Here is a 25207-nt window from a genome sequence, read left to right as displayed (position 1 = left end):
GGCTGGCCACGCAATGCTCCAGCCGCTGCTGGCAGCCGGCGTCCGCCTCGAATTCGACGCCGCGCACGCGGCATTCGCCCGGCGCCAGCGCCGGATCGGCGGACAATTTCCAGCGCGCGGCCCGCTCCGGCGCCAGTTCGCGAATGCGCTGGCACTCCTCCGGATTAAGCAGCACCTCCACCTCGCCCTGCGCATGCGCGCCCTGCGGCAAGGCGGCCAGCGTCTCTTCCACCAGGTCCAGAATCTGCACGGGTTTCAGCGCCAGTTCGCAACGAATCACCTGGCGCGCCACCTTGGCCACCAGATCGACGACTTCGTCGCGTTGCGCGGCCTGGTAATCGCGGCACAGCTTGCGCAATTGTTCGATGGCGGCCTCCAGCGGCGCCGCCAGTTGATTCAAGCCGGCCAGGGTTTCGGCGCGCGCGGCGGCGGCGCCTTCGGCGCGGCCCTGCTCCAGCCCAGCCTGGTAGCCCGCATCGCGGCCGGCCGCCTCGCCGCTGTCGTAGCCTTCGCGGTAGCCGGCATCCATGCCCTGGCGGAAGCCGTCGGCGGCGGAGGCCTGCACCTCGGCCGCGGCGGCCGGCGCCAGCGGCGCGCCCTCGATCAGCGGCGGAAAGCGGAACGATCTCCAGGCCTTCACTCGACCACTTCCTCAGGGAACAGCTGCAGATCGATCTCGCCTGCATCGGCCAGCTGCCGCACCTGGGCCATGATTTCGCGGCGCGCTTCCTCGACGCGGCTCTTGGGCACCGGGCCGGAGCGGCGCATCGTCGCTTCGAAGTTCTGCGCCTGGCGGCGCGGCATGGTCTGGATGATGGCGTCGCGCACGGCAGGCTCGGCGCCTTTCAGCGCGATGGCCCACTGCTCCAGCGCAATGTCCTCGCAGATGCGCATCAGCACCTCTTCGGTCTGGCGCGACAGGATGAAGAAGTCGTACATCCGCACCTCGATCTCGTCGACGATGTCCGGATCATGCGCGCGCAGCAGTTCCATCATCCGGCTGCGGTCGCCCGGCAGGCGGTTGATGATGTCGGCGGTCTGCTGCATGCCCTCCACCGCCGTGCTCTGGGTGTGCAGGCTTTCCAGGCAGCGATCCACCAGCTCTTCCAGCTCGTGCAGCAGTTCGCGGTCCACATCCTTCAACCTGGCCACATTGACCAGCACGCTGTCGCGGCTGGCGGCAGGCAAGGCGTCCACCACCTGGCCGGCCAAGGCCGGCGGCAGGAAAGCCAGGAACACCGCCTGCATCCGCACGTGCTCGACGGCGATGCGGTCGGCCAGCCATTGCGGCGACACCCATTGCAGCCGGGCCATCTTGGGGCGGATGGCATCGCCATAGATGGTGTCCAGCACGCTGCCGGCGATGTCGCCGCCCAGCGCCAGCTCCAGCGAGCGCTTGAGGAAGCTGCGGCTGGCGCCGTGCACGCCGCTCTGCTCGCGGTATTCATCAAAGAAGCGCTGCATGGTGGTTTTCACCGCGTCCACCTTGATGCCGCTCATGCCGGACATGGCTTGCGTCACTTGCAGCAGTTCCTCCCGGCTGAGGCAGCGCAGCACGGCCGCGGCCGGCTCTTCGCCCATGCAAAGCAGCAGCACGGCGGCTTGCTCGATGGCGCTCATCTGGCCATGGCCGGCAGGTGGTTGCGGGGGAACGTAAGCCGGAGACTCCGGCGGCGGATTATTGTTTGCGTCCATTGTTCTGCACCCATTGCTTGACCACTTCCGCGACGCGCTCCGGCTCCTTGGCCGCCAGCCCCTTCAGGTGCTCCACCATCACGTCCACCGGCGAACCAGCCGGCGGCAGATCGTAATTTTCCAAGAGCGGCACCACCGCGCTGTCGCCCGGAGCGGCCGCCAGCGCGGCCTGGCGCTGGGTCGCGGCCTCGCGCAGCGGACGGTTGTCCAGCAGCGGATCTTCCGGCGTCACGTCGAGTTCGTCCGGCGCGTAGTCGCGCAGTTTGTGTTCGGCCAGTTGGCGGGCGATCTTCAGCAACGGCCGCGCCAGCAGCAAATAGGCCAGCAGCAGCGCTACGGCGTAGGCCGTCCAGCGCGCGCCTTCATACCAGGTTTCCGGCTGCTGCCAGATCGGCTCCTCCTGCGGCGCGGCGGCGAAGTGAAGCGTGGACACCGCCAGCACATCGCCGCGCTCGGCGTTGATGCCCAAGCCGTTGCGCAGCAGCTTGTCGATATTGGCCAGGTCGGCCGGCTGCCAGCCCTTGCGGCCCGGCGCCGCGGCCTGGTTCAGCACCACGGCCACGCTGAGGCGGCGCAGGGTACCGCGCGCTTTCTTGATATTGGTGATGTTGCGGTCGTAGGCGTACTGGCGGGTGACGGCGTTCTTGCTGTTGCCGGCTTTCTCGCCGGCCGCGCCAGACGAATCGGTGTTGACCGGACGATTGCTCAGGGAGCCGGGCACGCCCAGCGCGGCGCGCTCGGTGCTGGTTTCCTCGCGCGAAGCCTCATTGGTGACCTTGGGCGCTTCGCCGTATTTTTCGCGGGTTTCCTCGACGCGGTCGTTGTCCACGTCGGCCGTCACGCTGACCTTGAAATTGTCGGCGCCCAAGGCCGGCGTCAACAGGTCGCGCACATTCTGCAAGGCCTCCTGGCGGAAGCGCTTGGCCGCCTCGTTGTCCGTCGCCGACAGATTGCCATCGCTGAGATCGATGCGCCCGGACAGCAGCGCGCCGGCCTGATCCACCAGCGTCACCTGCGACGGCTCCAGCGTGGATACGCTGCCCGCCACCAGTTTGACCACCGCGGCGATCTGCTCATTCGACAACTGCTGGCCCGGTTTCAGCGTCACCACCACCGAGGCGGAGCCCTTCTCGCTGCCGGCGGTGACGAAGGAGGTGCTGCGCGGCAGCGACAAATGCACGCGCGCGGCGCGCACCGGGTCCAAAGCCATGATGCTCTGCGCCAGCTCGCCTTCCAAGCCGCGGCGGAAGCGCACGTCCTGCACGAACTGGCTGACGCCCAGCGGATCGTTCTTGTCCAGCAGCTCCAGCCCGGCGGGCAACTGCGCCACCACCCCCTTGGCCGCCAGCTGCATGCGCGCGCGGGCCAGATCGGCATCCGGCACCAGCACCTGGCCGGTTTGCGGATGGATGCGGTACGGAATCTTGTCGGCATCGAGCGCCGCCATCATGTCGGCGCTGTTGACTTTCTCCTGGGCGCCGAACACCGGCTTGTAGCTGGCATCGTCGCGCCACAGCCACAAGGTGGCCGCCACGCTGACGCCTATGGCCAAGAGCACGATGGGCAGCAGCGTGCGCCAGGCGTTGTCCGGCAGCAGACGGCGGCCGGCCATTCTTTGTTGTACCGCGGCAAAGCCGCTGCGCAGTTGTTTGACCACTTGCCCGCCCCTTACAGCTGCATCTTGATCAGCTCGTCCACCGCGCCGACCACTTTGTTACGCACCTGCATCAGCATGGAGAAGGACAGGCTGGCTTCCTGGCTCATCAGCATGGCGCCGACCAGATCGTCGCTCTGGCCGCTATCCACCTCGGTCATCTTTTCCGACGCCAGACGGTTCTGCTGATCGACGTCGCGCACGGCCGCCACCATTGCCTGGCCGAAGCTATGCGCGGCCGGCGTCTCGTCCTGCGCCGGCCGCGGCGCCGCGACGGCGCCTTGGCCAAGCGCGTTCATCTCGCCCAGCAGCTGGTTGCGGTCGGCATGAATCATCAAACCGAGATTGGCGGCCATATCCCATCCTTAGAGTTCAAATCGTTTGAAGCCCGCGCCGTTTATTGACTGCGCTAACAAGTCTTGATGCAGGCTGCCGGATTTTAAACTCAATGATTTATTTAAATGCCGGTACTTTTCACAACGCCAAGCGTGAATTTTCCCCCTTTACCGCAAGCGGCCAACCAGTAAGATGCACACTCCCAGCAATAGACGGGGGTTGTCCGCAGCCTCCCCACAAACGACACACCGTCATGCCCAAAGCCAAAATCGTTGCGCCGGAGGACGGCGCCCGCCTGCAGGCCTTGGATCTGCGCACCCTGGGCCGGCCGACCCACCTGCTGCCGTTGTTCGCCCGCGCGCTGCGGCAGGATCTGGGCGACTTCTTCGAGCCCGAGCTGAACCGGCGCTATCACGCCGGCTTCCGCCTGTCTGCGCTCAACCAGCATTTGCCGGCCGCCGACGAGCTGCGCTGGCAGTGGCACGCGCTGGACGACTGGCAGCTGGGCAGCCATTTCGACCGCGGCCTGCTGCTGGGCATCCTCGATTACCGCTTTGGCGCCGACGGCGCCGCGGCCAAAGACGAGCTGCCGGCGGAGACGGAAACCGAGCGCAGGCTGGCGAGAACCTTGGCCGAGCGGCTGCTGCCGCGGCTGGCTGGCGTTATCCACCGCCTGGCTGGCCGCGACGCGCCAGACATCACCCTCCGCCCGCAAGGCTTCGCGCCGCAGCCGGCCTGGCAACTGGAGCTGGACGTCGCAGACGGCGACCGGCCGCTGGGCGCGCTGCGCCTGCGCCTGGACCATGTAGCCTTCGACGCGCTGCTGCAAAGCCTGTCCGGCCAGCGGCCACGCCTGCCCGGCCCTGCCGAACGCGCCCGCTTCGACGAGACGCTGCAGCTGCGGCTGAACGCGCGCCTGCTGCAGCAAGCGCTGCCGCTGGGCGCCATCCTCGATTTGAAACCCGGCAGCGTGCTGCCGGTATCGCTGCCGCCGCGCGCCGAGGTCTGCGTGCGCGAGACGCCGCTGTTTTCGGCCCAGGTGGCGGAGCGCCAGGGCAAGCTGTGCCTGAGCGGCTTCGCCGATATCGAATGAGCACCGAAGGAAACCCGATGGATCACAACCAAGATTTCGACCTGGACGGCATTCTGGACGGACTGGACACGCCGGCGCCGGCCGCCGAGGCAGCCGCGCCCGCCCGCGACATGACGCCGTTTCTGCGCAAGATTCCGGTCAAGCTGACGCTGGAAGTCGGCGGCGCCGACATCTCGCTGGCCGACCTGTGCCGCATCGGCCCCGGTTCGGTGGTGGAACTGGACAAAGTGGCCGGCGAGCCGCTGGACATCAAGGTCAACGGCACAACCATAGGCCGCGCCGAGGTGGTGGTGTCCGGCGACAACTACGGCCTGCGCGTAGTGGAACTGAACGACCTGCAGCTGGACAGCCTGGCTTGATGAAACGGATTGCCACACTGGCCGCTGCAGCGGCCACTCTGCTGCTGGCTGCCCCCGCCTGGGCCGAACCCCTGAAGCTGCTCTCAGCCAACGCCGGCGGCATGCCGGTGGATTTCACGATCAAGACCCAGATCCTGATCCTGATGACGGCGCTGGGCCTGTTGCCGGTGCTGGCGCTGATGATGACCAGCTTCACCCGCTTCGTCATCGTGCTGTCCTTGTTGCGCCAGGCGCTGGGCTTGCAGCAGGGCCTGCCCAACCGCCTGATCACCGGCGTGGCGCTGATCCTGACCTTGCTGGTGATGCGGCCGGTGGGCTTGCAGGTGTGGAACGAGGCCATGGTGCCGTTCGATCAGGACAAGATCACCATGCAGCAGGCGCTGGAGATCGCCGCCAAGCCGGTCAGCCGCTTCATGCTGGCGCAAACCAGCAAGACCGCGCTGGCCCAGGTCGCCAAGCTGTCCGGCGAGGGCGACGTCGCCCATCCGGAAGACCACGCCTTCACCGTCAAGCTGGCGGCTTTTGTGCTGTCCGAGCTCAAAACCGCGTTCCAGATCGGCTGCATGCTGTTCATCCCCTTCCTGGTGATAGACCTGGTGGTGTCCAGCGTGCTGATGGCGATGGGCATGATGATGCTGTCGCCGCTAGTGATCTCGCTGCCGCTGAAGCTCTTGCTGTTCGTGCTGGTGGACGGCTGGTCGCTGACCGTCAACACCCTGGTCACGTCGATACAGGCTTATTAGGAGAGACGGAGCCATGCTGACACCCGATATCGCCGTCGACATCGTCAACGACAGCCTGCGCGTAGTCGTGACGCTGGTGGTGCTGCTGGTGCTGCCCAGCCTGATCGTCGGCGTGGTGGTCAGCCTGATCCAGGCCGCCACCCAGATCAACGAACAGACGCTGTCCTTCCTGCCGCGGCTGTTGATCGTGCTGTTGACCATCGCCCTGGCCGGCCACTGGATCACCGGCTATCTGATGGACTTCTGCGTCGCCATGTTCCAACGCGCCGCCAGCCAGGTGGGCTAGATGCAGGGCCTGTACGCCCAGTTGCTGGACTTGCTCCCCGCCGTGTGGTGGCCGTTTTGCCGGCTGCTGGCGGCGTTCAGCATCGCGCCCTTCATCGGCGACGCCATGGTGCCGATGCCGGCGCGCATCGGCCTGGCGCTGGCGCTGGCCGTCGCCTGCCTGCCCATCATGCCGGCTCACTCACCGATCGACCCCTTCTCCATGCACGGCGTGGCCGCCAGCGTGGAACAGGTCATCATCGGCCTGCTGTTCGGCCTGGCCTTCCAGCTGACCATGTCCATCCTGTCGCTGCTAGGCTTCCTGCTGTCGTCGCAGATGGGGCTGTCGATGGCGGTGATGAACGATCCCGGCAACGGCAACAGCTCCGACGTGGTCTCCAGCCTGCTCTACCTGCTGGCCGCCCTGCTGTTCTTCGCCATGGACGGCCATCTGGTGCTGGTGCAGGTGGTGTATGCCAGCTTCCGCGCCTGGCCTCTGGGCGCGGGCATTCCGCAGGCGTCGCTGCCGGTGCTGGCGGCCAGCGTGGGCTGGGTGATGTCGGCCGCGGTGGTGCTGGCGTTGCCGGCGGTGTTCGCCACCTTCGTGGTGCAGGCCGGCTTCGGCATGATCAACCGCGTGGCGCCGGCGCTTAACCTGTTTTCCTTGGGCTTCCCGGTGGTGACGCTGTTCGGCCTCGGCACGCTGACCCTGCTGATGCAGGTGCTGCCGCCGCAATACCTGAGCCTGAGCGGGCAGACGCTGCGCCTGTTGGACCAATTGCTGGGGATGGGCCATGGCTGAGGCGCGCCAGGGCGACAAGACCGAAAAGGCCACGCCGCAACGGCTGCGCAAGGCGCGCGAGCAAGGCCAGGTGCCGCGCTCCAAAGACCTGGCCGCCGCGCTGGGCCTGATCCTGGCCTTGAAGCTGGTTTTCTGGCTGGCGCCGGACTGGCTGGACGATTTTCGCCGGCTGTTCGCGCTGGCCTTCGCCCCATTGGCCGGCCAGGGCGCGCTGGAGAACAGCTGGTCCAAGCTGTTCGCCGGTACCCTGCTGCTGATCCTGAAAATGCTGGCGCCGCTGGCCGTCATTCCGCTGACCATGCTGCTGCTCAGCCTGTTTCCCGGCGGTTGGGTCTTCGTGCTGTCGCAGCTCAGCCCCAAGTTCGAGCGCATGAACCCGCTGGCGCATCTATCGCGGCTGGCCTCGCCCAAGCACGCCAGCGAGATCGGCAAATCCATTCTGAAAGCGCTGATCCTGGGCTGGCTGCTGTACCGCATCGCCAGCGACTCGCTGCATGACTTCTTCGCCCTGCACAGCATGCCGCTGCTGCCGACCTTAACCGGCGCGGCGGATCTGCTGCTGAGCTGTCTGCTCAAGCTCTCCGCCGTGTTCCTGTTGTTCGCGCTGGCCGACTTGCCACTGCAGGTCTTCCTGTTCTTGAAACAACAAAGAATGAGCAAGCAGGAAATCAAGGAAGAGTACAAAAACACCGAAGGCCGCCCGGAAGTGCGCCAGCGCATCCGCCAGCTCCAGCGCCAACTGGCGCAACGCGGCGTGCGCAAGGCGCTGCCGGGCGCCGATGTCATCATCGTCAACCCCAGCCACTACGCGGTGGCGCTGAAGTACGACGAAGATCGGGCCGAAGCGCCCTTCATCGTCGCCAAGGGCGTGGACGAGATGGCGCTGTACATCCGCCAGCTGGCGGACGAGCTGAAACTGACGGTGTTGCCGCTGCCGCCCTTGGCGCGCGCCGTCTACCACACCACCCAGGTCAACCAGCAGATACCCGCGCCGCTGTACCGAGCGGTGGCGCAAGTGCTGACCTATGTTCTGCAACTGAAAGCGTTCCAGGCGGGCAACCGCCGCAAGCTCCCCACCCTGCCGGACCTGTCGGTCCCGCGCGAACTGTCCGATCCCGAAGCCGCATCATGAACTCGCTGACCAAACTGCTTGCCGATATCGGCCGCCACAAACTGGCCGCCCCGCTGTTCCTCCTGGCCATTCTGGCCATGGTGATGCTGCCGCTGCCGCCCCTGGCGCTGGACATGCTGTTCACCTTCAACATCGTGCTGGCCATCATCGTGATCCTGGTCAGCGTGTCGGCGCGGCGGCCGCTGGATTTCTCGGTGTTCCCCACCATCATCCTGGCCACCACGCTGCTTCGGCTGTCGCTGAATGTGGCGTCCACCCGCGTCGTGCTGCTTCACGGCCACGAGGGCACGCATGCCGCCGGCCGGGTGATCGAGGCCTTCGGCAATGTGGTGATAGGCGGCAACTTCGTGGTCGGCATGGTGGTGTTCGTCATCCTGATGATCATCAACTTCATGGTGGTGACCAAGGGCGCCGAGCGCATTTCCGAAGTGTCCGCCCGCTTCACGCTGGACGCGCTGCCGGGCAAGCAGATGGCCATCGACGCCGACCTCAACGCCGGCCTGATCAATCAGGAGCAGGCGCAGCAGCGGCGCCGCGACATCGCCACCGAGGCAGACTTCTACGGCGCGATGGACGGCGCGTCCAAATTCGTGCGCGGCGACGCCATCGCCGGCATCCTGATCCTGATCATCAACCTGTTCGGCGGCGTGGCCATCGGCGCGCTGATGCACGGCCTGTCCGCCGGCGACGCCTTCCGCCAGTACGCGCTGATGACCATAGGCGACGGCCTGGTGGCGCAGATTCCGGCGCTGCTCTTGTCATCCGCCGCCGCCATCATCGTCACCCGCATCAGCGACGACGGCGACATGCCGGCCCAGGTGGGCAAACAGATGCTGGCCTCGCCGACCGTGCTGATGAGCGCCGCCGGCATGATGCTGATCCTGGCCATCATCCCCGGCATGCCCTGGCCCACCTTCCTGGGATTCGCCGCGCTGCTGGCCTACGTAGCTTGGCGCATGCACGCGCGCCAGCCGCCGGCCGCCGCCGCGCTGAATCAGACCGCGGTGAAGTCTGCCATTCAGGGCGAGGCGGAAATCGAGCTGGAATGGAGCACTCTGCCCTATTCCGATGTTTTGAGCGTCACGCTGGGCTACCGGCTGGTGGCGCTGCTGGATGCCAGTCAGGGGGCGCCGCTGACCAAGCGGGTCAAGGGTGTGCGGCAAAGCCTGTCCGAGCAGATGGGCCTGCTGCTGCCGGCCATCAGCCTGCGCGACGATCTGCGGCTCAAACCCTCGCAATACGCCATCCAGATCTCCGGCGCCACCGTGGCGGAGGCGGAGGTCTACGCCGACCGCCTGATGGCCATTCCCTCGCCGGAAGTCTACGGCGACATCGACGGCATCCCCGGCATCGATCCGGCCTACGGCATGCCGGTGACGTGGATCGCGTTGACCGACAAGAGCAAGGCGCTGGGCCTCGGATATCAGGTGGTGGACTGCGCCAGCGTGATGGCCACCCATTTGAACAAGGTGATGCGCGAAAACCTGCCCGAACTGTTCCGCCATGACGACGTGGCGGCGCTGACCGAGCGACTGTCGGCGCTCGCCCCCAAGCTGGCGACCGCGCTGGGCCAGGCGCTGACGCCGGTGCAGCAACTGCGCGCCTATCGCCAGCTGCTGCAGGACGGCATCTCGCTGAAAGACATCGTGCCTGTCGCCACGGCCCTGCTGGAAGCCAGCGACACCACCAAGGATGCCATCATGCTGGCCGCCGAGGTGCGCTGCGCGTTGAAACGGCAAATCGTGCAGGCCATCGCCGGCCCTCGCGACGAAATCCGCGCCTTCAATCTGTCGGCCGAGCTGGAAAACCTGCTGCTATCCGCGCTGTCGCAGGCGCAGCAAACCGGCAAGCCGCAGCTGGACAGCTTCCCGGTGGACCCGAACGTGCTGCAGCAGCTGCAAGCCAATATGCCGGTGATACGCGATCAGATGAAACAGATGGGCCAGCCGCCGGTGCTGCTGGTGATGCCGCAAATCCGGCCGCTGCTGGCGCGCTACGGCCGGCTGTTCGCGCCCGGCTTGAACGTCCTGTCGTACAACGAGGTGCCGGAAAGCCGCCAGGTCAGCCTGACGGGTACGCTGGGCTGACCTTGTTGCATTTCATGCGCAAGGGCGGCATTTCGCGCGAGATGCGGCGCCACGCCGCCAGAATGGCTGCAACCCTTGCTAGAAAAGGACTCATACCAATGGATTTTTTTGCATGTTGTGAAAATGCAATTGCATGATTTGCAAAATACGAAAATTTTGTCATTTAATGCACATTACACTGGCATGACAAGAAGATGGGTGCTAGCATGCAGAGCATGAATTTGATGTGAAGGTACTTCACCATGTCCGATGCCAAATGCGCCAATCAGATCATCTGTGACAATATCCGCGCCCAGCTGGAGCACTTCCACTGGCCGGAAGCCCAACAAGCCGGTCTGATCGAACAGATTCTGGGATTGAGCACCTCCCAGGCCTACCGCAAGCTGAACGGCAGCAGCCCATGGCAGCTGGCCCAGGTGGAAAAGCTTGCCCAATATCTGAATATCCCCACCTCCACCCTGCTGGTGAACCTCGCGCAGCCGGATGCCCCGGCCACGCCCGCCGCCAACGAGCAGGAGCTGATTCCGGCCATTCTGCATCTGAACAACCAGAGCGGCGAAGCGCACTGTTGGATCCAGCTGGGCGAAGAACTGGCAGACGACTCCTGCGCCCCGCTGCTGCTGGCCAAGCGGCTGCATGACTGTTGGCATGTCTTCCCCGGCACCCAGTTCGACGGCGAGGGCGGCCATGAAGTCACGTACCTGACCATCCGCCCGCCCAAGCGCGCCAACAGCAAGCGCCTGCTGGTCGCGGTGCTGGATGACAAGGATGCCGACCTGCTGTCCGCCATCCTGGTGCAGCAGGGTCTGTTCGCGCTGCCTTACTACCAGTCGCAAGCGCTGCTGCAGGCGCTGCCGCAGGAAGATTTTGACGCTTTCGTGCTGGACTGGGTGCTGGACGAGCCCGGCAGCTGCATGCAAGTGATCGAAACCATCCGCCGCCATTCGCCGAATGTGCCTATCATCGTGCTGACCGGCTACGCGCTGGAGCACGAGAATGAGCTGTCCCAGGCGCTGCAGACGCACGGCGTCTACTACATCGGCAAGCCGGCGCCCGGCTCCATCCTGGCGCTGCAGATCAAGAACATGGTGACCAATGCGCTGGAACCGGCCGGGCTGAACTAAGCCGGCCTCCACGCAAAACAAAACAGGCTCCGCAAGGAGCCTGTTTGCATGCCATCGGATGACGCGGACTACGCCGGCAACACCGCCAGCGCCGCGCGCAGCTGCTGGCCATCGAAAGGCTTGCCCAACCGGGCGGAAAACCAGCTGGCGCGGGAGTCGGCAAATTCAGCCGGATCGGCGCTCATCGCCAGCATCAACGGTCTTTGCGGCTGTTTGCGCGCCAGTTCCGCCAACAGATAGCCGCTGTCGCCGCCCAGCTGCATGTCCAGCAGCAGGATGTCGAAACGCTGCTGCGCCAGGCAATCCGCCGCCTGCGTCAAGGTGGCGGCGCTGCGCACCTGGAAACCATCCTGAGCCAGCCACTCCGCCACCGACGAACGAATCTGGGCATCATCGTCCACCAGCAGCAGGCTGCGCCCGACTCGGCCCGCCAACACCTCGCGCAGCGGCAGCCGCACCGTGAAGACCGATCCCTTGCCCACTTCGCTGTCCATCTCGATATGGCCACCGAACAATCGCACCAGCTCCTTGACGATGGACAGGCCCAAGCCGCTGCTGCCGGGACGGCGATTGCGCCCCTGGCTGAACGGCTGGAAGATGCGCTGCCGGTCTTCCTCGGCGATGCCGATGCCGGTATCGCTGACCTCCAGCCACAACTCCAGCTGCTCCTCGCTGCGCAAGCCGCGCGCGCGGATCTTGACTTCGCCCTGGTCGGTATAGCGGATGGCGTTGGACACCAGATTGCCGACGATCTGGCGCAGACGGATTTCGTCCATCATCACCATGTCTGGCAGGTCCGAAGTCTCGCATAGCAGCTGCAGTCCCTTGGCGTCGGCCAGCGGCTGCATCACTTCCATCACCGTGCGCAGCACGCCGCTCAGGCTCATCCGCCCCGGATTCAGCCGCAGCTGCATGTTCTTGATCGCCGACACGTCCATGATGTCATGCACTTGGCTGGTCAGCTGCGCCATGCCGGCCTTCATCCGCTTCAGCGCCAGTTGCGCGGCCGGTTCCGGCAACACGGCCGGCTCCACCAGCTCCATGCACATTTGCATCGATTGCAAGGGGGAGCGAATCTCATGCCCCAGCGCGCCGAGGAAGGTGGTGCGATCCAGCTCCAGCGCCACGGTCGCCTGGTGGGCGTCGCGCTCCTGGTCCAGCAACGACTGACGGGCCTCCGCCAAGGTTTTCACCTCATGGAAACGCATCAGCATCAGCAGAATGCCGCAGATGCCGCCGCACAACACCAGTTGCAGGGCAAGCATCTGCGAGCGCTGGCTGGACAGCGCGCGGGTGCGCGCCATCCGCGCCGCGACCTCGGCTTCGCGGCTCTGCACGGCGAAATTCGCCAGCACCGGGCGCAGGGCATCGATGCGCAACACCATCTTGCGCGCCGCCTGCGGCGTCATGTTTTGCCAGTCGCGGGCTTTCAACATCGGGCTGAGCGCGGCTTTCAACTCATCAAAGCCTGACACGGCCTTGAGTTGGCGGTGCACCAGCACGGTGTCAGGCGCATCGAACACCTGATAGCGACTGAGCAAGAGTTGATATTGCTGTTTCATCGCCGGCAGGCTCTGCGGCGCGGCGGCATAGCCGATCAGTTCGGCGCGTGTCTTCTCCAGCTCTATATGCAACTGCGCGACATTCCAGTACAGCTGCTCGCTCTTGCCGCCATCAATCAAAGCCTGGCTGGCGTGGTCGATGCGGTAAAAGTTCCACACCGCGGCGAACAGCAGTACCAGCAGCGGCAACATCAGCCACCACGGCATGCGCAGCGTTTTTTTGAGCTTGGCCAGCGTCACATCACCTCCAGCGCTTCGACCTGCCATACCAGTTTGGCGTCAAGCGGCGGTCCTTTTTCGGCATCGGGCATCTCGGGCAAGGGGTACATCAGCCACAAGGGTCCATAATGGGCGACATCGAACGGCTTGTTGTCGATGCGGCGCGCCAGCATCACATTGCGGCTGTTCAATTCGGAAACGGCAATGTCGTAACGGTAATAGTTGATCGCCAGCACTCTCACCGTGCTGCCCTTGGCCTCCACCTTGGCCAGGATATCCTTCACCAGCGGACCGCTGAACGTCACCACCGGCGTCCAACTGGTGGCGGTGCGAAAACTCAGCTGCCGCAGCTTCGCCAAATCGCTGTCGCGGAATTGATAAACCCCACGCTTGGCATCGGTGAAGCGCCCGATCTTTCCCGACACCGTCAACACCACCGGATCGGCATCAGCCAGAGCGCAAGCGCTCAGGCACAGGCCTAACCATACCCACCAGGCCTTTCGCATAGCCATCCTCATCGTCCAACACAAAAAGCGCAATTATATTCGCCACAACAGTGGAACAACCAGCTTTGCGCGGCAATTGCATACGGTCCGTCACATTATCCCCCACCCTCATGCCGTATGGCGTTGCCAATACATAATAAAAAAGCCAGCGGCATAGCCACTGGCTTTTCGCGCGGCAAAGTACGCCGCCATCCCGATGATTACTGCAGCAGGGACATGGCCAGGCTGTTCATGCTGCCGCTTTGCTTCAGCATGGAGGTGCTGGCCTGCATCAGCATCTGCTTGGCGGTCATGCTGGAGCTTTCGACTGCGTAGTCGGTATCCATGATGCGGCCCTTGGCGGCCAGGGTATTGTTGTTCACGTTGTTCAGGTTGTTGACGACGTGGTCCAGGCGGTTGGCGTTGGCGCCCAGAGTAGAGCGAACCGAGCCAACCGAGTCCAGAGCGGCCTGGATGTTGCTGATCGTGTCAGTCTTGCCGACTTCATCACCTTTCGCGGCCTTGTCCAGCGCAGCTTGTCCATCCTGTTGTGCTTTCAATGCATCTTGATAAGCGCTTTTCTTGGTCGCATCGGTCGGAGCGGCGTCGTAAGCCGTCTTAGCGTCAGTAGTGGCCTTGATCAAAGCCGGCATCGCATCCGAGGCGGTCTTGACTGCAGTGGCGTAGGCCGTCCCAGCAGCGTCATCTTTGAAAAAAGTCTTGGAAACGCTAGCTAAAGCGTTGTTCAGCGAATCCATACCGTCTTTCATATTCACGGTCATGGATTCATCTGCCGACGCACCGATCTGGAACTTCATTTCCCCAGTAAGTTTTCCGCCTTGCAGCAGCTTTTCGCCACCGAAGGAGGTGTTCTTCATGATGTTGGTCAATTCCTTGCCCAGCTCGGAAAATTCCGACTGCATCGCGCTCTTATCGGCGACAGTGGCAGTAGCGCTAGCACCTTCGGTGGACAAGTCCTTCATCCGTTGCAGTATGTTGGTCACTTCGTTCAGCGCGCCTTCGGCGGTCTGCATCATGGAGATGCCGTTCTGCGCGTTCTTCATGGCGACGGTCATGCCGCGGCTTTGCGCGTCCAGACGGGTGGCGATCTGCAGGCCGGCGGCATCGTCCATGGCCGAGTTGATGCGCAGGCCGGTGCCCAGGCGAGTCATGGAAGTGGACAGCGCGCCTTGGGTGCTGTTCATATTGGACTTGGTGTTCAGTGCCGCGATATTGGTATACAGGCTCAGCATGGGAAAGCTCCATCTTGGTTGGTCGTGAATCGGCATCGCTGCCCTACCCCAACAAGGCGGCCAAGCGTCCATACAACTTAAACTGCAACAGAATGTGAAAAATCACGGCATTTTTCGCAAGCTCCATGCCATCAAGCCATAGCAAGTCTATAAAGAAGATGCGCAAGCCAGTCCAATGTCATTGAGCGGATGGAGCATCAGCGATGAATACCCAGGCGAACCCGTTTCTCGACCAAAGTGCCGTGCTAAGCCAATTCCCAGGCTTCGGCCCCGCCCGCGCCCACCAGCTGTCCGGCTATCTTTCCATAGGCGATGATGCCGGCGGCTGGCTGTATTTCTGGTTCAGCGAAGCCGCCAGCAATCCAGAACAGGCGCCGCTGCTGGTTTGGATCAATCAAGCGACGGAACAGAATGCCCTGGCATGCCTGTTCGATGGACACGGCCCGTATCTGCTTGACGAATCCGGCTCGGTGCATGCCAATCCGTTCAGCTGGCACCTCCACGCCAACTATCTGATCATCGATCAGCCGCTAGGCCATGGATTGTCCTTTCTGACCCATCCGCGCTATCAGCCGGCAAACTACGAGGAAACCAGCCAGCAAGCCTATCACGCGCTGCAGGAATTCCTATTGCGCTGGCCCCGCTACCGGCAGCTTGACTGCTATCTGTTCGGCGTTGGCCAGGCCTGCCACACGCAAGCGCATCTCGCCCATCGCATCCTCGATGGCAACCATGGCGGCCAGCCCCAGATCCGTTTGCGAGGGCTGGGCTTGGGCAATGCGCTGATCGCGCCCGAAATCCAGCTGCAGAGCCACATCGAATTTGCCAGCCAGCACCGGCTGATCCATGCCGAAGAAAAGAGCCATGCCGAAGCCTTGCTACAGGATTTTCGCCAGGCCAATGCCTCGCCGTCACCGCTGCAGCGCCAGCGCGCAAATCAGCTGGCGAGGGAGTTGGAGCTTTATATCGAGCAATGCAGCGGCCGAGATTCGCAAGACATCCGCTTCCCTCCCAATCATGCTTTCCCGCAGCTTGACGATTACCTGGCCAAACCTGCGGTACAGCAAGCTCTGCATATCGACCCGCGCGCGCTCAAACCGCCCTCGCCATTCGCCATGCAACAGGCGGCATGGCAGGAATCCTCTTCCCACCTGTTTCCAAGATTGATGGAAAAACTGAAGCTGCTGTTCTTTCATGGCGAGTACAGCATGCAAGGCAACCACCACGGCATGGAGGCGTGGCTCAATACTCTCTATTGGAGCGATGCCGCAGTCTTCCGCCAGCAAAAACGCGAAACCTGGCAGCCTTACGGCCTGCCCGCAGGCCAGTTTCGCCGCCTCAATCAGCTCTCCCATCTGATCATCCATGATGCCGGTCTGCATATCGCGCGCGCCCAGCCGGCCTGTTCCCTGGCCATGCTGCAGCAATACTTGGCGGCGACAGAGGCTGGGGAATCCCAAGCGCGTTAAGCCCCCTTCTTTAGCATGACGGCGACAGCGAAGTTTCCCATGCCAACCACCTGCTTCCACTAACGACTATAAATTGACCTTTCCTGCTCACTGAATTTAAATGTCATTTTCAGTCAAGGGAAGCGCCATGAACCGCATTGCAGAGCAGGCCATTCGACAACTCTGGCAGCACAGCCAGCTGGATTCCGCTTGGCTGGACCAATTGTGCCTCCAGGGCCAGGGCCCCGTGCTGCCCTCTTCCTTTGCGCTGGATGCCGCCGCCCAGGCCTGCCTCGCCGCAAGCGGTCTGGCCGCGGCGGCGTTCTGGCACGCAAGAGGCGGCGAACGGCAAACGGTCAGCGTCAATCTGCATCATGCCGTCGCGGAATTTCGCAGCGAGCACTATCTGCGGGTCGATGGCGCTCTACCGAGCGACCCATGGGACAAAATCGCCGGCATCTACCGCTGCGGGGACGGCCGCTGGCTGCGCATCCACACCAACTTCCCTCATCACTGCCAAGGCGTGCTGCAACTGTTGCAGTGCGAGTACGACAAGGCAGCGGTAACGGCGGCGCTGCAAAAATGGACAGCCTTTGATTTTGAAGACGCCGCCGCCGCCCGCGGCCTGGTGGCCACCGCGCTGCGCAGCTTCGCGGAATGGGATGCCCACCCTCAGGGCCAGGCGGTGGCGGCGCAAGCCATGTTTTCGCTGACCCGCCTGGACCATGCCGAACCGCTGGCGCTGACGGATGCGGACCGCCCCCTTGGCGGCGTGCGAGTGCTGGACCTGACCCGCATCATCGCCGGCCCAGTGGGCGGGCGCGTGCTGGCGGCGCATGGCGCGGACGTGTTGCACATCACCTCGCCCAAACTGCCGACCATTCCCACGCTGGACATGGACATGGGACGCGGCAAACGCAATGCGCAGCTGGATCTGACACGCGAGTCCGACCGCGATGCCCTGCGCCGACTGCTGGCCGACGCGCATGTCTTCATCCAGGGCTATCGTCCAGGCGGGCTGGCCGAACTCGGCTTCTCGCCAAACGACGCAGCCCGGATACGGCCCGGCATCGTCTATGTTTCGCTCAGCGCCTACGGCAATCAAGGCCCATGGGCCGGGCGGCGCGGTTTCGATTCGCTGACGCAAACCGCCAGCGGCTTCAACCTGGCCGAAGCCGAGGCCGCCGGTTCCGAGACGCCGCGCGCCTTTCCGGCGCAGGCGCTCGACCATATCGCCGGCTATCTGGCGGCGCTGGGCGCAACGGCCGCGCTGCACCACCAGCGGCAGCAAGGCGGCAGTTGGCATGTGGAAGTGTCGCTGGCGCAGGCCGCGCATTGGTTGCGCGGCCTCGGCAGAGTAGAAGGCGCGATCGACTTACCCATCCCCACGCTGGAAGACGTCCGTCCCTGGCTGGAGGAAACCGACTCGGGCTTTGGCCGACTGCTCGCCGTGCGCCATGCGGCCGAGCTATCGCTGACGTCTGCGCGCTGGTCGCTGCCCGCCATGCCCCTGGGCAGCCATGCCGCCAGCTGGACTGTCTGAAAGAACAGATTTCATCGCTACGACGCTCACTGACACTGGCAGTTTCGATATCAGTCGAGGGCACGATGAAAACCAACAAATACCTGATTGAAGCGCTGTTGTTTTCCAGCTATGTCCTCTTTGGCATGAGCTGGGCCGGCGGCAGCGCCTTCATTCCGCAAATCATGCGCGAACTGGGCGTGCACGACCTGGCGGCCGGCTCTCACATCAGCAACGCCGTGGCCGCCGCTAAGCTGCTGGGCACCTTCATCGCTGCCGGCATCCTGTCGCGCATGCTGGCCAAAAAAGCCGTCGCGCTGGCCATGGCGCTGATGGCGCTGGGCGTGCTGACACCCTTCGTCCACGGCTATCCCTGGCTGCTCTTGGTGCGTTTCTTGATGGGTCTGGGCGGCGCGCTGGTCATCGTCTACTTCTCGCCCATTGTCATGCAATGGTTCGAGCCCGATGAGCGCCCCTTCGTCAACGGTTTGAACTCGGTCGCCTTCAACGTCGGCACCGCCCTCATCCTGTTTGGTCTGCCGGTCATGCTGGGATGGTTTGGCGACTGGCAAACCACGCTGCTGGCCGTCTCGCTGGGCAGCGTGCTCTGTCTCGCGCTGTGGCTGGCATTCGGCGCGGATGGCACTCAAGAAGCCAAACCGGCAACCGGCACGCCGCGCCACTCGCTGGGCCAGGGCCTGAGGGAGCGCTTCAACTGGCTGCTGGCCTTCACTTATAGCGGCACGCTGGCCTTCTACGTCATCCTGTTCAGCTTTTACCAGAACGCGGGCATCCAGCAGGCCAAGTTTGTGGTGCTGGCCGGGCTGGCCGGCACGGTGGCGGGCATTTGGCTGGCCAGAAAAATGACGCGCCGCCTGCCCTTGCTGCGGATTTCAGGCCTGTTGCAGCTGCTGGCGGTGATCGGCCTGCATGCGCAAATATGGGGATGGAGCGACAACGCCGGACTGGTGACCGCGTCGGCGCTGGCGGCCGGCTTCTTCATTTTCCTGCCCATCACCAGCCTGGTGACGCTGGCGCAGGAGCAACCCGGCATGACGCCGGACAAGGCAGCCGTCACCTTCAGCCTGTTCTGGTTCCTCAGCTATCTGCTGGCCACGGTGGCGCCCTATGTGTTTGGGCGGTTGGTGGACCTGCGCGGCGGCGATTATGGCCTGGCGATGGCCTTCGCCACCTTGCTGTCCTCCACTTTCCTCATCGGTTCGCTGCTGATGCGCGATGCGCGCGAACCGGCCGCGCGCCAGGCAACGCAGGGCGTTTAGACCCGGCGCAAGTTGAGGCTGGCCGGCATGCGCAGGTCGGGGCCGTCTAGCGCCTCTCCGCGCAATAGCGCCAGCACCTGGCTCAGGCTGGCCTCAGCCAGGGCGCGGCTGTCCTGCCGGATGGCGTCCACCGGCAGCGGCAGGCAGTCCAGCAGCGTGTGATCGTCAAATGTCAGCAGGTATTGCGGCGCCTCGCGCAGCTTGTGGCGCTCGCGCAGGAAGGAAAGCACGCCTTCCAGCAGGGTAATGGAGGCGGTGAACAGCGCGCGTGGATAGCGGCCGTTCCGCGCATGCCAGTCCGCCAGCATGCGGTAGCCGGACTCGCGCTGGAAATCCCGCTCGGCCACCCAATCCTCTCCCTCCTCCAGACCCGCCGCCGCCAGCGCATGTCGAAAGCCAGCAAGGCGCTCGCGGCTGGCGGACAACTGCGGCTGGCCGCCGAAATACACCAGCTCGTCCACGCCGGCCTCCAGTACCGGCGCCAGCAAGCGCTTGACGCTGTCTTCGGCGTCAGTCACCGCGGACGGAATGCCGCTGCCAGGGATATGGCGGTCGGCGAAGACAAACGGCAGCCGTTCGGTCCAGGGCTGGTAGCGCGCGGCGTCGCCGCTGCATGGCACCACGATCATGCCGTCCACCTGGCGCGCCGCCAGCTGGCCGATGCCCGCGCTCTCGCGTGCCGGGTCTTCGTCGCTTGTCACCATCAGCAGCTGGTAATCCCGCGCGCGGCATCCGTTTTCCAGCGCCTGGGCCAGCTCGGCGTGCGTGGAGTTGGTCAGGTCGGGAATCACCAGCCCTATGCTATTGCTGCTGCGGCTGCGCAGGCTCCGCGCCTGTTGCGAAGGTTTGAAATGATGCTCGCTCGCCACCTGGCGCACTCGCTCCACCGTGGCCGGCGAGATGCGATAGCGCTCGGCATGACCGTTCAACACCATGCTGGCGGTGGTGCGCGACACGCCGGCCAGCGCGGCGATATCGTCTATGGTGAGGCGCTTGAAACTGCTCATGGTCAGGAGGGTTGAGGTGGGCGACGCCAGGGATGATAAACGGAAGAACCAGGGCCGGCCATGCCGGCCGGCCCTTGCAGACGCTTACTGCTTGATCAGATTAAGCGGCACCGGGATGAACTTGTCCACCTTCTGCCCTTCAGCCAGGCGTTTGGCGGTCTGCACGCCGTACTGGCCGATCAGCCCAGGCTGCTGCTGCACGGTGGCGGCCAGCGTACCGCCCTTGACCGCGGCCACGGCGTCCGGCGTGGCGTCGAAGCCCACCACCACCACGTTCTTGAGGCCGGCCGCCTGGATCGCCTTCACCGCGCCCAGCGCCATTTCGTCGTTATGCGCGAACACGCCCTGGATGTCCTTGTTGCCCTGGATGATGTTTTCCATCACCGACAGGCCCTTGGCGCGGTCGAAGTCGGCCGGCTGCTTGGCCAGCAGCTTGACGCCGTCCTTCTTGTCCACCACCTGGTGGAAGCCCTCGCCGCGCTCGCGCGCCGCCGAAGAGCCGGCAATGCCTTCCAGTTCGACGATGCGGCCCTTGCCGCCCAGCTTCTCCAGCAGATACTTGCCGGCCATCATGCCGCCCGCGATATTGTCGGAGGCGATATGGGCGCTGACTTCCGCGCCGTTGACGCTGCGGTCCAGCGACACCACCTTGATGCCCTTGGACGTCGCCTCCTTCACCACATTGGCCACGGCGGAGGAGTCGGTGGGGTTGATGAGGATCACATTGACCTTTTTCTGGATCAGGTCTTCCACGCTGGACTGCTGTTTGGCCGGGTCGTCCTGCGCATCCACCGTGATCAGGTTGACGCCCTGCTTCTTGGCTTCGGCCGCCGCGCCGTCGCGCAGTTCGACGAAGAACGGGTTGTTCAGGGTGGACACCGCCAGGCCGACGGTGATCTTGCCGTCGGCCGCGGCGGCGCTGGCCTCGGCGGCCGGCGCGGCGCCCGGACCCTGTTTGGAGCAGGCGGCGATGCCGAATGCCAGCGCGCCGGCCAGCAGCGGGGTAAGAATGCGATTCATGCTGAGACTCCCAGAAAAATGAACGGATGGCGGCTTGCGCCGCGCGTACTCACTTCTTGTTGCTTCTATCCAGCAAAACGGCCAGCAGGATGACCGCGCCCTTGATCACCTGCTGGTAGAACGACGATACGCCCAGCAGGTTAAGGCCATTGTTGAGCACGCCGATCAGCAGCGCGCCGATCAGGGTGCCGAAAATCCATCCGCGCCCGCCGCTGAGGCTGGTGCCGCCCAATACCACGGCGGCGATGGCGTCCAGCTCGTAGCCGGTGCCCGCCGTCGGCTGCGCCGAATTCAGGCGCGAAGTCAGCACCACGCCGGCCATGGCCGACATCGCACCCGAAGCCGTATACACCCACAGCTTGACGCGATCCACCTTGACGCCGGACAGCCGCGCCGCTTCCTCGTTGCCGCCGGTGGCGTAAACATGCCGGCCAAACACCGTTTTTTTCAGCAGGAACCAGAAGCCGGCGAACAGCAGCAGCATCCATACCACCGGCACCGGCACCAGGCCGGCCACATAGCCGCCGCCCAGCATGGAAAACAGCTCGCTGTCGAAACCGGTGATCGGGCTGCCGTTGGAGAACACCAGCGCCAGGCCGCGCAAAATGGTCATGGTGGCCAGCGTGGCGATGAACGGCGCCACCTTGCCCTTGCTGATCACCAACCCGTTGGCCAAGCCCATCGCCGCGCCGGCCAGAATGCCCAGCAGCGTGGACAGCATGGGATCGAAACCGCTGCGCAGCAGCGTGGCGGTCAGCACCGACGACAGCGCCAGGATGGAGCCGACCGACAGGTCGATGCCGCCCAGCAGGATCACCAGCGTCATGCCAAAGGCGATCAGCGCGTTGATCGACACCTGCCGCATCACGTTCAGCAGGTTGTTGACGGTGAGAAAGTCCGGGCTCATCACGGACAGGCCGACGGCTACCAGCACCAGGGCGATGAAGGGGCCAAGACGTTGCAGATTGGCTTTCTGTTGCGGAGTCATGCTTGCTTCCTGCTTTCGGTGGCAACGGCCCCGCCGGCGGCGGCGGCCATCAAGATTTCCTGATTGCTGGCGGCCGCGTCGAAGATGCCGGCCTGACGCCCTTCATGCAGCACCAGGATGCGATTGCTCAGCGCCAGCACTTCGGGCAGCTCGGACGACACCATGACGATGGCCGTGCCGGCCGCGGCCAGCTGGTTGATGATGTGATAGATCTCGGCCTTGCCGCCCACGTCCACGCCGCGCGTCGGCTCGTCCAGCAGCAACACCTTGGGCGGATGGGCCAGCCACTTGGCGAACACCACTTTCTGCTGGTTGCCGCCGGACAGCGCCTTGACGTCAAGCTCGGCGTCGCGCGTGCGGATGCGCAGCTGGCCGATCAGGCCATCCACCGCCTTGCGCTCTTCGCCCGCGCGCACCACGCCGCAACGGGCGTACTGATCGAGGTGAACCAGGGTGGCGTTTTCGCGCAGCGACATGCCCAGCACCAGGCCCTTGCTCTTGCGGTCTTCCGGCACAAAGCCGAAGCCGGCGGCGATGGCGTCGCCCGGCGCGGCCACGCTCAGCGCCTGCCCGTCCAGCTCGACGCGGCCAGCGGTGCGGCGCTTGGCGCCGAACAGCGTCTTCAGAATATCGCTGCGGCCGGAACCCATCAGGCCGGCGATGCCCAGCACCTCGCCGGCGCGCACCTCAAAGCCTATGCCGCTGATCATGTCCTCGTCGGCCAGATTCTCCACCTTCAGGCGCACCGTGCCGGGCGCGACATCGCGCCGCGGGTAGCGCTCGCCGATCTCGCGCCCCACCATCATGCGCACCACTTCGTCAAAATCCGTGCGCGCGATCTCGCGCTCGCCCACAAAACAGCCGTCGCGCAGCACGCTGATCTTGTCGCAGACGCGGAAGATTTCTTCCATGCGGTGCGAGACATAGACGATGGCCACGCCATCGGCTTTCAACTGGGCCATCAAGCCGAACAGCCGGTCGATCTCGCGCTCGGTCAGCGCCGCCGTCGGCTCGTCCATGATCAGCACGCGCGCCTTCAGCGCCAGGGCCTTGGCGATTTCCACCATCTGCTGCTGGCCGATGGACAGGCTGCCGGCTTCGGCATCCGGATCGATGCCCTCCGCGCCCAGCGCCTCCAGCTGCGCCCTGGCCTGGCGACGCATCGCGGCAAAATCGATGACGCCGAAGCGCGACGGCTCGCGGCCCAGGAACAGGTTCTCCATCACCGACAGCTGCGGGATCAGGTTCAGTTCCTGGTGAATGATGGCGATGCCGGCCGCTTCCGCGGCGGCGGTGTCGCCCAGCCCGACAGCCTTGCCGTCCAGCAGAATCTCGCCCTCGTCGGCGCGGTGCACGCCGCTGAGGATTTTCATCAGCGTGGACTTGCCGGCGCCGTTTTCACCCATCAGCGCGTGGATTTCCCCGCCTTCAAGATGGAACGCCACATTCTGCAGCACCTTCACCGGGCCAAAGGCCTTGCTGATGCCGCGCATGGTCACTTGCATGGTGCGGCTCCTCAGAAAATCACGCCGGAGTGCAGGATCACATTGGCGTAAGGCGTGCACTCGCCGGTGCGGATCACCGCGCGCGCGGCATGGCAGCGCGCCTTGAACGTTTCATGGCTGACGAACTCCAGCGCCACGCCATCCTGCGCCATGGCCGCGGCCTTGGCGGCTACCGGCGGATTATGATCTTGGGATTCGCTGGCGAACACCACGCGCTCGCACTGGAAATCCGCCAGCACGCTGTCCAGCGTTTCCAGGAAGCCGGGCTGGCCCAGTTTCAGCGACAGGTCCACGCACTCCACGCCGGGCGGGATGGGCAGGCCGCAGTCCGCGATCACCAGGCTGTCGGTATGGCCCATGCACGCCAGAATGCGCGCGATGTCGCGGTTCAGATGGCCATGCTTCTTCATGCTTTGCTCTCCAGAAAAGCTTCCAGCTCGGCCAGCGTGGGCATGCCGCCCTGGGCGCCGTGCCGGGTGACCGACAGCGCGCCGGCGGCGTTGGCGCGGCGCACTGCCTCTTCCAGGCCCAGCGGCAGGAAGGTGGCCAGCGCGCCGTTGAAGGTGTCGCCGGCGCCGGTGCTGTCTACCGCCTGCACCTCGAAGCCGGGCTGATGACGCAGCTCGCCGCGCTTCAGCGCGAAGTAGGCGCCATGCTTGCCATGGGTCATCACCAGCTTGCCTGGCCGCTCCGCCAGTTGGGCGCGCCAGTCGGCGTCGGGCTGGGCCAGCAGGGTAAGGAATTCATGTTCGTTGGGCGTCAGCAAGGCGACGCTTTGCAGCAATGCTTCCGGCAGCGCCACGGCCGGCGCGGGATTCAGCAGCAGCGGCTTGCCATGGCGCTGGGCCAGCAGCGCGGCATGGCGCACCGTCTCCAGCGGGATTTCGAGCTGGGTCAGCACCACGTCGGCCTCAGCAAAAGCCTGCTCGGCGGCATCCAAATGCGCTGGCGTCAACTGGTGGTTGGCGCCCGGCACCACCACGATGGCGTTGTCGCCGCCGCTGACGGTGATGGTGGCGATGCCGGTCGAGCCGTCCACGGTCGCCACCCGGCGGATGTCCACGCCCACTGCCTCCAGGTGCGCCAGGAGTTCGCGGCCAAACGCGTCATTACCCACGCAGCCCAGCAATGTCACTTGCGCGCCCAGGCGCGCGGCCGCGACGGCCTGGTTGGCGCCCTTGCCGCCCGGATAGGTGGCGAAGCCCTCTCCCAGCAGCGTTTCGCCCAGTTGCGGCAGGCGCCTGGCCGAGGTCACCAGATCCATATTGATACTGCCGACTACCAGTACCCGAGTCATGCGCTCTCCTTGTGTACCTTTGCTACATTGCAGCGCAAAAATCGCTGAATGCCTGCTAAAACGTGATCAGCATCGATTTATAGCAGAGTGCCACCGCATAGGGGAAGGGGGAAAACGCAAATATGTAGTCCACACACTACATATTTTCACGTGAAGAAATAACGCTGCGTAAGCACTTCGCGCGCCAGCCCTGCGTGGACGCATGCTTGGGCAAAGACAGCGGATATGCCATCATGCGCGATTTAAGCGATTGTGCCGCGCCGGCTTGCGCGGCTCTCGTGGAGGCATGCATGGAGTGGAGCTGGTCGCAATTGTCGGATCTGTACTGGAGC

At 64.5% G+C, this 25207-nt stretch carries 24 protein-coding genes; 11 read left to right on the top strand and 13 right to left on the bottom strand.

The annotated features are described in order from the left end of the window. The 4 genes from fliH to JHD59_RS18070 form a co-directional block, all read right to left on the bottom strand. On the bottom strand, positions 1–640 hold a 640-nt coding region (fliH, locus tag JHD59_RS18085; protein ID WP_199155255.1), incomplete at its 3' end, for a flagellar assembly protein FliH. After that, on the bottom strand, positions 637–1695 hold the full coding sequence (locus JHD59_RS18080) for a flagellar motor switch protein FliG (protein ID WP_233164375.1): 1059 nt from the start codon (positions 1693–1695) through the stop codon (positions 637–639). The genes fliH and JHD59_RS18080, both read right to left, overlap by 4 nt. Further along, the gene (gene fliF / locus JHD59_RS18075; RefSeq protein WP_368671613.1) at positions 1679–3352 is read right to left on the bottom strand and encodes a flagellar basal-body MS-ring/collar protein FliF; all 1674 of its coding nucleotides are present in this window, start codon (positions 3350–3352) and stop codon (positions 1679–1681) included. The genes JHD59_RS18080 and fliF overlap by 17 nt, the downstream gene beginning before the upstream one ends. Before the next feature lie 11 nt (positions 3353–3363). After that, positions 3364–3705 (bottom strand): flagellar hook-basal body complex protein FliE, encoded by a 342-nt coding sequence (locus tag JHD59_RS18070; RefSeq protein WP_103317782.1) that lies wholly within the window; start codon positions 3703–3705, stop codon positions 3364–3366. A gap of 233 nt (positions 3706–3938) precedes the next feature. On the opposite strand from JHD59_RS18070, the gene JHD59_RS18065 reads away from it, so the two are divergent. The 8 genes from JHD59_RS18065 (at position 3939) to JHD59_RS18030 (ending at position 11289) form a co-directional block, all read left to right on the top strand. Further along, positions 3939–4778 carry a FliM/FliN family flagellar motor switch protein gene (locus tag JHD59_RS18065; protein WP_199155254.1) on the top strand — a complete coding sequence of 280 codons (840 nt, stop codon included), beginning with the start codon at positions 3939–3941 and terminating at the stop codon, positions 4776–4778. A gap of 17 nt (positions 4779–4795) precedes the next feature. Continuing rightward, on the top strand, positions 4796–5137 hold the full coding sequence (fliN, locus tag JHD59_RS18060) for a flagellar motor switch protein FliN (RefSeq protein WP_103317785.1): 342 nt from the start codon (positions 4796–4798) through the stop codon (positions 5135–5137). Next, positions 5137–5880, top strand: a complete 744-nt coding sequence (gene fliP / locus JHD59_RS18055; RefSeq protein ID WP_103317787.1) for a flagellar type III secretion system pore protein FliP — start codon at positions 5137–5139, stop codon at positions 5878–5880. The genes fliN and fliP overlap by 1 nt, the downstream gene beginning before the upstream one ends. 13 nt (positions 5881–5893) lie before the next feature. Continuing rightward, positions 5894–6166, top strand: coding sequence for a flagellar biosynthesis protein FliQ (gene fliQ, locus JHD59_RS18050; protein WP_011136551.1), 273 nt, complete (start codon positions 5894–5896; stop codon positions 6164–6166). Beyond that, positions 6167–6946, top strand: coding sequence for a flagellar biosynthetic protein FliR (fliR, locus tag JHD59_RS18045; protein WP_199155253.1), 780 nt, complete (start codon positions 6167–6169; stop codon positions 6944–6946). Then, on the top strand, positions 6939–8078 hold the full coding sequence (flhB, locus tag JHD59_RS18040; RefSeq protein WP_199155252.1) for a flagellar type III secretion system protein FlhB: 1140 nt from the start codon (positions 6939–6941) through the stop codon (positions 8076–8078). The genes fliR and flhB overlap by 8 nt, the downstream gene beginning before the upstream one ends. Next, positions 8075–10165 (top strand): flagellar biosynthesis protein FlhA, encoded by a 2091-nt coding sequence (locus JHD59_RS18035; protein ID WP_103317794.1) that lies wholly within the window; start codon positions 8075–8077, stop codon positions 10163–10165. The genes flhB and JHD59_RS18035 overlap by 4 nt, the downstream gene beginning before the upstream one ends. A 242-nt stretch (positions 10166–10407) precedes the next feature. Continuing rightward, on the top strand, positions 10408–11289 hold the full coding sequence (locus JHD59_RS18030) for a helix-turn-helix domain-containing protein (protein WP_199155251.1): 882 nt from the start codon (positions 10408–10410) through the stop codon (positions 11287–11289). Positions 11290–11357: 68 nt separating this feature from the next. Here JHD59_RS18030 and JHD59_RS18025 read toward each other — a convergent pair whose 3' ends face one another. From JHD59_RS18025 to JHD59_RS18015, 3 genes are all read right to left on the bottom strand, one after another. After that, on the bottom strand, positions 11358–13091 hold the full coding sequence (locus JHD59_RS18025) for a hybrid sensor histidine kinase/response regulator (protein ID WP_199155250.1): 1734 nt from the start codon (positions 13089–13091) through the stop codon (positions 11358–11360). After that, a complete protein-coding gene (locus JHD59_RS18020; RefSeq protein WP_146042092.1) occupies positions 13088–13582 on the bottom strand; it encodes an oxidoreductase in 495 nt (164 codons plus the stop codon). The genes JHD59_RS18025 and JHD59_RS18020 overlap by 4 nt, the downstream gene beginning before the upstream one ends. A gap of 194 nt (positions 13583–13776) precedes the next feature. After that, positions 13777–14808: a flagellin gene (locus tag JHD59_RS18015; RefSeq protein ID WP_199155249.1), complete on the bottom strand. Its 1032-nt coding sequence runs from the start codon at positions 14806–14808 to the stop codon at positions 13777–13779. Positions 14809–15011: 203 nt separating this feature from the next. Here JHD59_RS18015 and JHD59_RS18010 point away from each other — a divergent pair, with 203 nt between their 5' ends. The 3 genes from JHD59_RS18010 to JHD59_RS18000 all read left to right on the top strand — a co-directional run bounded on the left by JHD59_RS18010 (position 15012) and on the right by JHD59_RS18000 (position 19058). Then, positions 15012–16277 carry a hypothetical protein gene (locus JHD59_RS18010; protein WP_199155248.1) on the top strand — a complete coding sequence of 422 codons (1266 nt, stop codon included), beginning with the start codon at positions 15012–15014 and terminating at the stop codon, positions 16275–16277. Between the two features lie 127 nt (positions 16278–16404). Next, positions 16405–17799, top strand: a complete 1395-nt coding sequence (locus JHD59_RS18005) for a CoA transferase (RefSeq protein WP_199155247.1) — start codon at positions 16405–16407, stop codon at positions 17797–17799. A gap of 65 nt (positions 17800–17864) precedes the next feature. After that, positions 17865–19058, top strand: a complete 1194-nt coding sequence (locus tag JHD59_RS18000; protein ID WP_199155246.1) for an MFS transporter — start codon at positions 17865–17867, stop codon at positions 19056–19058. On the opposite strand, the gene JHD59_RS17995 is transcribed toward JHD59_RS18000, so the two are convergent. The 6 genes from JHD59_RS17995 to rbsK form a co-directional block, all read right to left on the bottom strand. Beyond that, complete coding sequence (locus tag JHD59_RS17995; RefSeq protein ID WP_103317807.1) at positions 19055–20065, bottom strand: substrate-binding domain-containing protein; 1011 nt, start codon at positions 20063–20065, stop codon at positions 19055–19057. The two genes, JHD59_RS18000 and JHD59_RS17995, sit on opposite strands and share 4 nt — an antisense overlap. 84 nt (positions 20066–20149) lie before the next feature. Beyond that, positions 20150–21085 carry a ribose ABC transporter substrate-binding protein RbsB gene (gene rbsB, locus JHD59_RS17990; RefSeq protein WP_199155245.1) on the bottom strand — a complete coding sequence of 312 codons (936 nt, stop codon included), beginning with the start codon at positions 21083–21085 and terminating at the stop codon, positions 20150–20152. Between the two features lie 49 nt (positions 21086–21134). Continuing rightward, a complete protein-coding gene (locus JHD59_RS17985) occupies positions 21135–22073 on the bottom strand; it encodes an ABC transporter permease (protein ID WP_103317810.1) in 939 nt (312 codons plus the stop codon). Then, positions 22070–23578 (bottom strand): sugar ABC transporter ATP-binding protein, encoded by a 1509-nt coding sequence (locus JHD59_RS17980; RefSeq protein ID WP_199155244.1) that lies wholly within the window; start codon positions 23576–23578, stop codon positions 22070–22072. The genes JHD59_RS17985 and JHD59_RS17980 overlap by 4 nt, the downstream gene beginning before the upstream one ends. Before the next feature lie 11 nt (positions 23579–23589). Next, on the bottom strand, positions 23590–23988 hold the full coding sequence (gene rbsD, locus JHD59_RS17975) for a D-ribose pyranase (RefSeq protein ID WP_199155243.1): 399 nt from the start codon (positions 23986–23988) through the stop codon (positions 23590–23592). Continuing rightward, positions 23985–24875 (bottom strand): ribokinase, encoded by an 891-nt coding sequence (gene rbsK / locus JHD59_RS17970; protein WP_199155242.1) that lies wholly within the window; start codon positions 24873–24875, stop codon positions 23985–23987. Before rbsK ends, rbsD begins: the two co-directional genes overlap by 4 nt. Positions 24876–25207: the final 332 nt, after the last annotated feature.

The sequence above is a fragment of the Chromobacterium sp. ASV23 genome, assembly GCF_016428945.1.
GTDB lineage: Bacteria > Pseudomonadota > Gammaproteobacteria > Burkholderiales > Chromobacteriaceae > Chromobacterium > Chromobacterium sinusclupearum.
Note: the sequence above shows the minus strand (reverse complement) of the source record. Positions and strands in the feature narration are given on the sequence as shown.